The organism is Bacteroidota bacterium (assembly GCA_016711505.1).
Classification (GTDB): Bacteria; Bacteroidota; Bacteroidia; order AKYH767-A; family 2013-40CM-41-45; genus JADKIH01.
Window position 1 is genome coordinate 339,520 of the sequence record JADJSV010000017.1, and the last position, 11,920, is coordinate 351,439.

Below are 11,920 nucleotides of genomic sequence, written 5' to 3' on the forward strand. Positions count from 1 at the left end.
ATTGTAAGCCTGCTAAATTGTATATAGGCATGGCATCTATTATCATAGTATCAACTGTAACCAGATCTAGACAATTAATATCCAAAGAGTCATTAGAAATACATCCTCCAATTCCAATACTAATCAGATAATTTCTCCAAACAGTGTCGGGTAAGTATACATTTTGCGCGTTGATTCCTTTTGCTGATATAAAAAAAAAAAAATATAAAGATAAATAGCGTTTTAATTTTCATCTTGTAAAATCTAGAAATTGATCTGAATGTTTGCAGTACAATATTAATTGTTATTATATCAAAATCTAATTAATATGTATAAAAAATGGCGAGAGTGTGGATTTGTGCTGTAAATGTCCTAAATAAGCTGTTGTAAGGATACCCTAAATCTATTAGCAAATTTTTCTTGTATCTTTGTATCGGTCTTATATCCGACGCAATGAGAAAATATCTTTCACTTTTATTTGCAATCTTTACTCAAACCCTTTTTGCACAAATCGCTCCCGGCACATGGCATGGAGAACTTATCCTGCATGACACACTTGCCCTTCCTTTTAACTTTGAAGTAAGAGGTCAAACGGCTACTATCATAAATGCTGAAGAGCGTATCGATGCAACTATATCGCAGATGAAAAGCGATAGCATACTAATTCGTCTGCCCGATTTTGATGCTGAATTACATGTAAAACAAACTCAGGACGTATTGACAGGTGAGTTTTTTAATCTCTCACGAAATGAAAAAAATATAATTCCATTTCGGGGAACTGCAAATACCGGTTACCGATTTAGCGATAAACCTGAAAAGACAACTTTGAATATTTCCGGAAGATGGAAAGCAAAATTTGATGGTGAAGACGAAGAAAATAAATTTTCAATTGGAATATTTAAACAGGAAGGCAATAGAGTTACAGGAACTTTTCTTACGAATACCGGCGACTACCGTTATCTGGAAGGCGAAATGTCGGGCAACCATCTTTCACTTTCTACATTTGATGGCGCTCATGCTTATTTGTTCACTGCCGATATTGTAAACAATGAGATCGTCAATGGCCATTATTTCTCCGGACTACATTGGCACGACACATGGACAGCAGTGCGCGACGAGAATTACAAATTGCAGGATGAACGTTCTTTTTCACATCTGAATCCCGGATATAAAAAAGTTGAGTTTACGTTTCCGGATATTAACGGAAAAAAAGTCTCCCTTTCTGACAAAGAATTCAAAAACAAAATTGTGATCGTTCAGATCATGGGAAGCTGGTGCCCGAATTGTCTGGACGAAACCAGATTTTTATCTGACTGGTACAATAAAAACGATCCGAAAGATGTCCGCATCATCGGACTTGATTATGAAAAAATAACGGATTCCACAGTAGCTCATAAAAACATCCGGCGGCTGATCGACCGATACAATGTGAAATATCCGATCCTGTTTGCAGGAAGTTCGAATCGCGAACTTGCAAGTAAGACTCTGCCGATGCTGAATAAGATCTTTGCTTTTCCTACAACGATTTATATTGACAAAAACGGAACGGTTCGGGAAATTCATACCGGGTTTAACGGACCGGCTACTGGGGAGTATTATGAGGAATTCAAAAAGAATTTCGAGAAACTAATAAAGGATATGCAGGTGAAAAAGTAGTTTTATATTTCCCGCAAAATTGCGCAGAGTACGCAGAATAGCCGCAGATTTATAAATCTTATCGAAGACTATAAGTATTGATCTTCATTCCGCAGGAATCTCTGCGGATTTTCTGCGTACTCTGCGCAATTCTGCGGGAAAACCCCTTGAGATAATTTAATTATAATTGGAATAAAGTCTCGACTACACGCCTTTTTTATAAATTCGCATCATGTCATCTATCATCAGCGCCCTACTCTACTATTGCATTTTAATTCCGATTTCGCTTTTGCCATTTCCGGTCATGTATTTCGTGTCGGACATTTTCTTTGTAATTCTTTATTACATTTTTCCTTACAGAAAGAAGCTTGTTATCGCTAATCTTAAACGTTCTTTTCCGCAGAAATCAGAAAAAGAAATTCTACAGATCACAAAAGAATTCTACAAACATTTCTGTGATATTGTATTTGAAACCCTGAAAGTATTTACGGCATCACCGGGAACAATTAAAAGCAGAGTAATCTTGGAGAATACCGACATCCTCAGAAATTATTATAAGCAAGGAAAAAGTGTGATCGTCGTAACCGGACATTATTCAAACTGGGAGTGGCCTGCTGTTACTCTGCCATTTCATTCTGATCATAAAGGTTCGGGAATATATTCTGTTCTTTCGAATAAATTCTTCGATAAAAAATTGCGATCTACACGTGCGCGATTCGGAACTCAACTTATGTCGACCAGACAAGTGCATGAATTTTTTGAAGAAACAAAAAACGAATTGTTCACATACGGTTTTATAAATGATCAGAGTCCTTCGAAACCGGAAAAAGGTCATTGGATGAATTTCCTTGGACAAGATACTTGCATGCTTCTAGGAGCAGAGAAATATGCTTTGCTTTACAACTATCCTGTTGTTTATGGAAAGATCACAAAAGAGAAACGGGGGCATTATAAACTTTCGTATGAATTAGTTTCTGATAATCCGAATTCTGAGAAACCATTTTTTATAACAGAACAGTGTGGAAGGATAAATGAGAAGTTGATTACTGCGAAACCGGAGTATTGGTTGTGGACGCATCGGAGATGGAAGTTCTCCAGAGTCAGGACAGAGTCCTGATTACATCGAGTCCTGACTACTCGTCCCCCAGGTGTATGATTCTCCCGTTAAGATCGACATAGATCAACCGGTGTTCATTCATTCCACGAAGAATCTTCGATCCAATCATATCGATAGAACGGTAAGCACATGGAAGAATTAATCCGGCCGACTTCGACAACGCACCAAATTTTCCTTCTTTCACAACGCTGATGTAATCGTTTTGCAGTATGACGTTGTCGTAAAGTGGCTGAATAATTTGAACACCATTCGTATCAATAACTCCAAACAGCCCTTTACTTTTCACAACTGCTAAACCGTTTATGAAAGATTCTACCTGATCGAACTTCGGCTGGATCTTTATTTTACCGGTCATGTCACTATAACCCCATTTCTTATTCTTCATAACCGGAATCAAACCATTTCCGGGAATACCGTATTGTTCAATGCCGGGAAACACTGTAATTACTCCGGCAGTATCTGCCAGAAGCACTTTGTTCTTTAATCGCAGAAGAGTATAACCGTTCGTGAATTTTCCGGTACTGAGCAATGAAGGAGAATATAAATATTTCAATGGAATTTTTTCTACTCCATTCTCATTGATATAACCATACTTCCCATTCATTGCTGCTAAGGCAAGACGATCGCTGTATTCTCCAACATCATCATAAATAAAAGCTGCCACAGTATTTCCACGCAAGTCAATAACGCCCCACTTCTCATTGTTTGATGCTTTCATTCGTTCCTTACTGATTGAGATCAGTTCATCATACAATGGTTCTATAACAAATTTACCCAACGAATTTATCAAACCAAATTTTTCATTGACTGAAACTATTGCGTATCCTTCATGGAAATCATTTGCTATGTCAAAAACAATTTCTGTCAATTGCTTTCCTGATTTTGAAAAATATCCTGATTTACCATTCTTCATAACAATACAAACATCTTCAACAAAATCACTGATATCTTCGTACTCCGGCTTGATCACAAACTCACCTTTTCTGTTAATTACACCATACAGGCTATCGACTAATACTAGAGCAAAACCATTGTGAAAGGGATCTGCTTCAGTAAATGAAATCGGCAAAACGATTTTTCCTGACTTTCCTATATATCCGAATTTATCATTCATTTCAACTACTGCAAGGCCTTCCGAAAATAATGATGCATCATCGAATTGTGGCGAAATCAACTCCGTACCTTCTTCATTAATGTAACCCCATTTGTCATTTTTCTCAATTGGCAAAAAAGTATAATTCTGTAATTTGTAATCCGTTTCCATTTCGCTTACAAAAGGATAATCCGGATAGTTACTTTTAAAACTTTTGAATGCCGTTTCAGTAAAATCTTTCAGTGACAGAGCATAAACTTGTCGCCAGGCATCTCCGGAATATTTCGACTGAAGATATTTCCTTGCGAATCTCGCATACTCGTCTATGGTATGATTTGTAGTAGACAATTTGTAGATCATTCTGTCAGCTTCATCAACATATGGACTTTCAGGATGCGCACTGATAAATTTTTCATATGAAGGAATTGAATTGTCTGCAGTCTTTTCTTCAAATAATTTCTGTTGATATAATTCCATTGCTCGCTGCGCATCTTCCGCTTCCGGATATTCCCGGGTAAATTTTAAGTATGCTTCTGATGTATTTTCTTTTCATGCAGCTTTGAACGCTGCAACATTTCTTAGCCGAATGACTTCGTCGTTTTCTGTACAAGTGGAAAAGCTTGAAAGAAAATGTTCGTACAAAAGTAAATTGTCTGATTTCTGCACATACATAAAATATTTTGCGCAAATCAATTGTGAAGTTGAAATAATTGAGGAATCAGAAACTCCCAATGCAGAATAATATTTATGTTCTTTCTGCCTGATTGTTTTAAAGGCAGAATCTGAAATTAAAATATATTTCCTGGCTGAATCGAGATTATAAAACGGGTTGTTTTCAAGACTAAAGATCACACTTAATCCAAAAGCAGCACCCGGAGTTTTTTTCTCCAATGTCTTTTCGAAATATTCCTTTGCCTTAAAATAATCGTGAACTTTCAAACGCTCAAAACCATCTTCCAGTTTATCGGCAGAGACTTTACTTATGAAAATCGTGACCATCAAAAGGATTAAGGCTTCTTTCTTTAATCTATTCATTTTACAAAATTAAGGTTTCGATTTTAAAATTCAGATTGAATTTTAAAATTTCGATTAAGAAACGAATTATACACCGAATAAACTATCAGGAAGCTTTTTCGGATATTTTCCTTCATGTCCGGCATAGAAACTAAGAATATTCTTTGAGTCAATTTCCTTATTTCCGGTTGGAAAATATGGCTGCGAAAAATAAACTGTCTTCTTTTTGTAATCTATCGCAGCTAATAATAAAGGAACCTTTGCTTTCAATGCCATATAATAAAATCCGGATTTCCACTCTTTAACATATTTGCGTGTTCCCTCCGGGGCAATTGCAATAGCAAATTTATCATGAGCATCAAAAATAGCTGCAACAGCATCTACGAGATTCGTGTGCTTTGATCTATCGACAGGATAGCCGCCAAGTTTACGGAACAACCATCCAAATGGCCATCGAAATAGTTCTTTCTTTCCGAGAAAACTAGCTTTGAATCCCATTATACTTCTTACAGCCAAACCAATCATAAAATCGTAATTGCTTGTATGAGGAGCAACAACGATGATATACTTTTTTTCTTCAGGCACTTGTCCGACAATCTTCCATTTTAATGCCTTCAGGAAAATCAGTTTATATAAAAATTTCATCAGTCGCAGATCAGTTTTACTTTGTATTTTTCGGCCATCTTTAAAATTTGTTCTTTGCTTACATCATGAACATTTTCACTGCCATGATAATTTTCAACAGTGATCACATGCAACACACAATTATACTTTTCTGCTAATTTAAAATACGGCTCCATTTCCCATTCAATTGTAAAGGTGTGATCAACAAATACAATTTCTATTCCGGAAACAATAGCATTCTCAGTGTTTTCTTCGCAGGCTTTATACGCTAAATAATTTTTTGAATAATCAAAAGTGTAATTACCATCTTTATCCGTAAAATATTCGTCAATAGAAAATACCGGAAACTTTCCGTTATTCGACAATGCCTTAGACAAAGTAGTCTTTCCACTTCCCGGCAAGCCTCGAAGTAAAATCAAATTGACGACAGGATTACTCATTCTTTTATTGATTGGGCAATTTACAGTAATAACCTTTGAATTTGTAATTATTTGAGTATTTCTTATTAACTTAGTACTTGTCAATATGTCTCAATTTTAAAAGTTATAATTGAACATTACCGAAAATATTTAAATATGAAAATCACACTCCTAATTAGTTCTGTCCGGGATGGGCGTTTAGCAGATACTGTTCTGCAAAAAGTTATAAAACTCATCGGTGATAAATTTGAAGTTGCTATTATTGACCCGAAAGAATATGTTCTCCCTCTTTTAAATCTGAGATATTACGAGATGAAAGAGCCTACAGAAGTTTTTCAGAAGTTACATACAATTTTTATGGAGACAGATGGTTTTATTATTGTTACTGCTGAATATAATCACGGAATTCCGCCTGCATTAAAAAATATGCTTGATCACTTTGGAAAGGAATTTAAAAGAAAAGCATGTGGAATAGTTTCCTATTCAGATGGAGCTGTTGGTGGTGCAAGGTCAGGTGAGCAATTGCGGCTTGTTTGCTCAACTCTAGGAATGCCACCGGTTCCAATTTCACCTGCATGGGGACTGGCAAATAAAGCAGGCAAACCGGAAGGTAAATCTTTTGAAGATAATTTTGAAAGGACTTTCAATGCATTCTTGCCGGAATTTTTGTGGTACACAGAAGCATTAATGAACCAAAGAGCTAAGGAAGAGGCTAACAGAACAAGTTTATAAATTCTCTTCTTTTATTTCAGGCTCATCTTTTGTAAACATTAATCCTATCATCATTGCCAATACAGAAAGTATTACTGTTTGAATAACCAATGACTTATTTGCAAGAGGAATTGATTGCTCGGGAACAATCGCAAGAAACAACAAGATCGTAATTAAACCTCTTGGTGCAACAAATAACAATGGCATGATCTGCAGACCGGAAATTTTTAATGTAATAAATCTGACCAGCAAAATACTTCCAACAATTGCTCCTGCCAGCGGAAAAGTAACCGGATTGAGGATTTCAGAGGGTTTCATCAGAAAGCCGAACAGCATAAAAAATGTTGCTCGCACTAAGAATGTAGCTTCAAATGTTACCTCTTTGAATTTATCAACTTCCAGTTGAAGTTTTTCCGGACGAAACTTTTTAATCCACTTAAACCGTTTCATTTCATCAATGTTGCCAAGAAACAATCCAAAAACGAGGATAAAAATTAAACCCGGAAGATGAAATTCTTTTGAAATGGCATAGATGAGAATTACAAAAAGTATTATCGGTGTAAAAGTAACATGATGTCTGATCCTACTTAATAAAAACGATAGTCCGAGTACAGAAATAAAAGATACGGCTATGATGATCAATATCTGAATTCCAAATAATCCGAACGACTGGCCATTTATATAAGGATTTAAAGCTATAAAATTGAAAAATAATACTCCGAAAATATCAGACAGACTACTTTCGTATACAACAAATTCCCGACTCTCTTTTGATAAACTCCGTACACTTGGAATTGCAATTGCGCTACTGATTACACAAAACGGAATTACATTTACGAGATTGATCTTAAAATCACCCTGATTTAAAAACTGAAACAAATAAGCTAGCCCAAACGCCAGAACAAACATCGGAATGAGAGCTACACCGACAGATTTTTTGATTAATGGAATCTTGGATTTGTTTAATTCCAGCTCCAATGATCCTTCGAGAACAATAAGGATAAGTCCAATTGTACCTAATATCGGCAATGCAGGATTCAAGTCAGGGATAAAAATGTTCAATGAATTTGCCGCAATTCTCAAAATCCCTCCAAGAATAAGCAGCAAAATTACGGAAGGGATTTTTGTGAACGTTGCGCTGACATCAAAAGCATAGGCCAGAAGGAGTAGTACGCAGGCGATTATAATTATTGCAGTAGACATAAATTAATCAATAGTATTATTAGATTTGTGAAGGTAATGTAATCAAACTACAAAGGCACCAAAAGTCAAAGCAACATTATACAATATTGTCAATGCAAAGGAATTATCTTCTCTACTCCCTTTCTATTCTAGCAATCTTTCTTGGTTCATTTTTTCTTTATTCATCATTGTTTTATGCTTTATTGAATTCCGACAATGCTGTTACGGTGTTAATGGTTCACTATTTCAAAATTCCTGCTGATCTTTATTTTTGGGGACAAGATCGGTTAGGAAGCCTGATTCCACTTATTGCACAGATTCCAAATAAAATTTTAGGCCTCTCGCCTCTTCTTTCAGAATCTCTCGTTCATTATGGAATTTTACTCGCAGGGTTTCTGGCCTTTTCGACTTTCATTCGTTCTCAATTTTACAAAGTCATCTTTGCATTAATATGGTTTTTCCCGCCCATGCGATTAATTGATGTAACTCAATTCGCTTTTGGTATTCATTATAGTTTGATCGCTATTATATGCTATCTGATCAACAAATTAACCAACGAAGAAAAAGCTCTTAACAATCTGCGCTATTACATCATTCTAACGATTGCAACATTGCTGATGATCATAACCATCTGGGTCTCTGATATGGCTATTGTTTCTGCAGGAATATTGATTGGAATTAATTTTTACTTCTTCTTTAAAAACAAGAGTTCGCAGGAAAAACGAAATAAAATATCTTTCGCGCTATTTACAATCATCGGAGGAATTACAGGATACATTGTTATACATTATGCTAAAAGCCTGACAGGAATTCAAAATACATATTCAACTTTTGGTGATCTTGAAATGATCAGGAAATCATCTGAAATATTCCTGAAAACTATAAAAGAATTTCTGACTTTTTCTTCCGACGAACCCCTTACAAATATTTACACATATCTGGTTTTGATTTTGATTGGTTCAATTGCATTTTCCTTAAAATATTTCAACTTAAATCGTCAAACTAAAAAATGGCTGGTTTACTTTTTACTGGAATCAATTTTGCTTTTTGGGATAATTATGATTTCGAAGTGGACGTTTTTAAATAGTGTGCCAAGAAGGTATTTCACATGTACCTATATCACATTATCATTTGCAATGATTCTCATACTCGACAATCTTGAATTAAATAAACGCAGATCTCTCTATTTTAAAATTCTTACGCTTATAACAGTTCTAGTTGGAGGGTCAAGTACAATTTATAACATAAAATATTTCGCGCCAAGCTCGCTGATCCCGATGTCAACAGTGTTAAGTGACTTTGAAAAGCTCGGTCGCATTGGTGTGATTTCTGAATACTGGAATTCATATGTTACATCCTGCATTAATCCTGAATTGATAAAAGCAACTCCGCATGATCAGACCTACGCTGTCCGCAATTATAAAATTGTAGAAGAAGTTTTTCAGCAACCAAACATTTACATCATTCGCGATATGTGGATGGATTCTTTTCCGGATACTATGCGGCAGTTTGATCGTACTTTGGTAAAGGCGGGAGACCAGGTAAAGCTAGGGGATTGTTTTGTCTGCAGGTATGAGATCGTTCCATAAGTTTTTTTTTAACACTAAGATCACTTAAATTTAGCACAAGGGCACAGGTATAATGAAGTGGAATGAAGTGGAATGAAGTGGAATGAAGCGGAATGAAGCGGAATGAAGCGGAATGAACTGAATTATTATTGTGTGTTCTTGTGATAATTTTTAGTGATCTTAGTATTGAATTTAAAACTATGACTAAAATTCCACTCTATAAGCAAGTATAGGAATCAACGGGGTCTGATATGAAATCTTTGTCGTTGAAGTTAAAGGATCAAAATATTCACCGGCTACATTTTTATTGCTTGTTGCATTCTGAACATCCAGACTCCAGGTTACAGTACTTTTCTTCCTGTTTCGTTTTACAGAAATTTTTACATCTGTACGGAAATAGTCTTTCGCTTTTAAACTGTATGATTCCGATTCAATATATTTGGTTTCACCGGAGGCAACAGATGCATTGTAATCAATCGGGGTGTTTCTCAATCCACCGGCAACAATAGTCTTAATATTTATACCAACAATTCTATTCCCAAATCCCGGACCGGTTTTAAAATCTTTTCCTCCGGTGAAGGTTGTTGCATATTGACCATTGAAGCGGGTATTAAACCATTTCCCGGAAAGGGTCTGATATTTTGAATCATAGAATGAAGAAGACAAGAGAAAATAAAAATCATTGTGCAGATATTGTTCAATTGTCAGTTCTATACCCTTGTTAACTCCTTTTCCTTTGTTAACTAATGGATCAGTAACAAAACCATATTCATTATTCAACATTGAAAATGTCTTACTCGCATCAGCATTGACCGGAACATTGAATATTGACTGATAATACCCCTCAATTTTTACATGCATATACTTTGTGATTGTTCTGTCATATCCCACAACAAAATGATGCGACTTAGATATTCCTAAGTCATGATTTGGCATTACAATAGTTCCGTCGGAATTGTTTAGCTGCGCAAAGTAAACTCCCAGCGGTTGAACTTGTCCGTGAAGCCCATAGCCAATACTTACTGATTGTTTATCATTCAAATTATATTTTGCTGACGCACGAGGTTCAATCGAGAAGGTATTATTTTCTGTAAAAGCTAAATAATGTAAACCTGTAACAATTGTAAGTCTTTCTAAAGGATGAAAATTCCATTGAGCAAATGATTGCAATGTTATAGCTTCACCATTTTGCTTTATCAATGTTTCAATTGAAGTACCGGATTCGTTTCTCCATGACTGTTCCAGATCGTAAAAATTCATGCTTGCAATTATTCCTGCTTTAATACTGTTCTTTGCATTGATCTTTCTTGTGTAAATTGTATTGAGTGCTACCTTATTCTGATCATAGCTTTCATTTCCTTCAGGAATTTCTGAATATTCAGAATCGAGTATTGATTGTTCGCCACCTCGATCGGTGCCGGAAGTAATCAGAGTAGACTTGAGATAACTTTTATCATCCAACATAATGAAATGGGAAAGTCCAACTGCACCCGTATTATATTTATAATTCCAGCTATAGCGGTCAAAATTTGTTTCCCATTCTGTTGAATCTTTTTTAGCATCAGAAACCTGATTACTCAATCCACCGAAGCCCCATATTGAAAAATTTCCTGATCTCTTAGTTGGCAGAAATACATTGAAAGAAAGATCCTGAAATGTTGTCACCGCATCACCTATCGAAACGCCTAATGCACTTATCATTGCTAATGTTGAATACCGATAGTTGATAAGATACGAGCCATTATAATCTTTTTTGAATGGTCCTTCGATCGCAAAATCAGTTCCTAGCAAACCTGCCTGCAGCGTATATTCAGTCTTCTGATCATTACCCTTACGCAATTTCAAATCGAAGACCCCTGACAATGCATTTCCATATTCTGCAGCAAATGCACCTGTGAGAAAATCCGAATTCGTAAGAACCTGAGAACTAAGAATAGAAATTCCGCCACCCGAAGTTCCTTCTAAACTAAAATGATTCGGATTAGGAATTTCAACTCCTTCCATCCGCCATTGTAAACTATTTGGAGCATTTCCGCGAATTGCAATATTGTTATTCCCATCATCAGTCGATATTACTCCTGCAAATGCAGTTGACATCCGGGCAGGATCATTTACTGCTGCTGCATACTTTTGGGTTTCTTCAACCGAAAATGTTCTTCCGCTTACCATTGTAAATTCATTTAATGGTTTGTCTTTTTGAATTTCAGCAGTGATAACTACTTCTTTTCCCATGACAATATTTTCCTCAAGCGAAACAGAAAGCACAACTTCTTTTCCAGAAGTCACATTTATGTTTGGAAGAATAAATTCTTTATAACCCATAAAAGAGATTTTCAAAGATTGCATTCCAACAGGAACATCTGTTAGTTTAAAATTTCCGTTGAGGTCTGTTGCTGTTCCATTGACCGGTGAAGAATTCATCAATACAACACTTGCTCCGGGAAGAGTTGCCTGGGAGATCTGGTCAGTGATTGTTCCTCTGATGGTTTGAGTAAGTGTTTGAGCTTTCAAAGTAGTTGAACAAAATGTTGCAACAAACTGGAGAAATAAAATGTGTGATATGATTTTCATTTTTAGT

Annotated in this window: 10 protein-coding genes; 4 read left to right on the plus strand and 6 right to left on the minus strand. The window is 35.8% G+C overall.

The window, feature by feature from the left end; genetic code table 11:
- Positions 1–432: 432 nt before the first annotated feature.
- Both IPL24_15060 and IPL24_15065 read left to right on the plus strand, forming a co-directional pair.
- Entirely contained in the window at positions 433–1,635 is a 1,203-nt protein-coding gene (locus IPL24_15060) for a TlpA family protein disulfide reductase (protein MBK8364927.1), read from the plus strand.
- A 211-nt stretch (positions 1,636–1,846) separates the two neighbouring features.
- Positions 1,847–2,731 (plus strand): lysophospholipid acyltransferase family protein, encoded by an 885-nt coding sequence (locus tag IPL24_15065; protein MBK8364928.1) that lies wholly within the window; start codon positions 1,847–1,849, stop codon positions 2,729–2,731.
- 16 nt (positions 2,732–2,747) lie between these two features.
- On the opposite strand, the gene IPL24_15070 is transcribed toward IPL24_15065, so the two are convergent.
- From IPL24_15070 to IPL24_15085, 4 genes are all read right to left on the minus strand, one after another.
- Positions 2,748–4,301 carry a WG repeat-containing protein gene (locus IPL24_15070; GenBank protein ID MBK8364929.1) on the minus strand — a complete coding sequence of 518 codons (1,554 nt, stop codon included), beginning with the start codon at positions 4,299–4,301 and terminating at the stop codon, positions 2,748–2,750.
- A gap of 72 nt (positions 4,302–4,373) precedes the next feature.
- A complete protein-coding gene (locus tag IPL24_15075; GenBank protein MBK8364930.1) occupies positions 4,374–4,859 on the minus strand; it encodes a hypothetical protein in 486 nt (161 codons plus the stop codon).
- A 66-nt stretch (positions 4,860–4,925) separates the two neighbouring features.
- The gene (locus IPL24_15080; protein ID MBK8364931.1) at positions 4,926–5,483 is read right to left on the minus strand and encodes a lysophospholipid acyltransferase family protein; all 558 of its coding nucleotides are present in this window, start codon (positions 5,481–5,483) and stop codon (positions 4,926–4,928) included.
- Entirely contained in the window at positions 5,483–5,902 is a 420-nt protein-coding gene (locus tag IPL24_15085; GenBank protein ID MBK8364932.1) for an AAA family ATPase, read from the minus strand. The genes IPL24_15080 and IPL24_15085 overlap by 1 nt, the downstream gene beginning before the upstream one ends.
- Before the next feature lie 135 nt (positions 5,903–6,037).
- Between IPL24_15085 and IPL24_15090 the strand changes: the two genes are divergently transcribed.
- Positions 6,038–6,613: an NAD(P)H-dependent oxidoreductase gene (locus IPL24_15090; GenBank protein MBK8364933.1), complete on the plus strand. Its 576-nt coding sequence runs from the start codon at positions 6,038–6,040 to the stop codon at positions 6,611–6,613.
- On the opposite strand, the gene IPL24_15095 is transcribed toward IPL24_15090, so the two are convergent.
- On the minus strand, positions 6,608–7,795 hold the full coding sequence (locus IPL24_15095) for a sodium:proton antiporter (protein ID MBK8364934.1): 1,188 nt from the start codon (positions 7,793–7,795) through the stop codon (positions 6,608–6,610). The genes IPL24_15090 and IPL24_15095 overlap by 6 nt on opposite strands.
- A gap of 92 nt (positions 7,796–7,887) precedes the next feature.
- Here IPL24_15095 and IPL24_15100 point away from each other — a divergent pair, with 92 nt between their 5' ends.
- Positions 7,888–9,363: a hypothetical protein gene (locus tag IPL24_15100; GenBank protein ID MBK8364935.1), complete on the plus strand. Its 1,476-nt coding sequence runs from the start codon at positions 7,888–7,890 to the stop codon at positions 9,361–9,363.
- A 183-nt stretch (positions 9,364–9,546) separates the two neighbouring features.
- Here the strand turns inward: IPL24_15100 and IPL24_15105 are convergent, their stop codons facing one another.
- Positions 9,547–11,913, minus strand: a complete 2,367-nt coding sequence (locus IPL24_15105; GenBank protein ID MBK8364936.1) for a TonB-dependent receptor — start codon at positions 11,911–11,913, stop codon at positions 9,547–9,549.
- Between the last annotated feature and the right edge of the window lie 7 nt (positions 11,914–11,920).

Coding starts and splice junctions, on each gene's coding strand:
- IPL24_15060 (MBK8364927.1), top strand. CDS start 433: ATGAGAAAATATCTTTCACTTTTATTTGCAATCTTTACTCAAACCCTT.
- IPL24_15065 (MBK8364928.1), top strand. CDS start 1,847: ATGTCATCTATCATCAGCGCCCTACTCTACTATTGCATTTTAATTCCG.
- IPL24_15070 (MBK8364929.1), bottom strand. CDS start 4,301: ATGGAATTATATCAACAGAAATTATTTGAAGAAAAGACTGCAGACAAT.
- IPL24_15075 (MBK8364930.1), bottom strand. CDS start 4,859: ATGAATAGATTAAAGAAAGAAGCCTTAATCCTTTTGATGGTCACGATT.
- IPL24_15080 (MBK8364931.1), bottom strand. CDS start 5,483: ATGAAATTTTTATATAAACTGATTTTCCTGAAGGCATTAAAATGGAAG.
- IPL24_15085 (MBK8364932.1), bottom strand. CDS start 5,902: ATGAGTAATCCTGTCGTCAATTTGATTTTACTTCGAGGCTTGCCGGGA.
- IPL24_15090 (MBK8364933.1), top strand. CDS start 6,038: ATGAAAATCACACTCCTAATTAGTTCTGTCCGGGATGGGCGTTTAGCA.
- IPL24_15095 (MBK8364934.1), bottom strand. CDS start 7,795: ATGTCTACTGCAATAATTATAATCGCCTGCGTACTACTCCTTCTGGCC.
- IPL24_15100 (MBK8364935.1), top strand. CDS start 7,888: ATGCAAAGGAATTATCTTCTCTACTCCCTTTCTATTCTAGCAATCTTT.
- IPL24_15105 (MBK8364936.1), bottom strand. CDS start 11,913: ATGAAAATCATATCACACATTTTATTTCTCCAGTTTGTTGCAACATTT.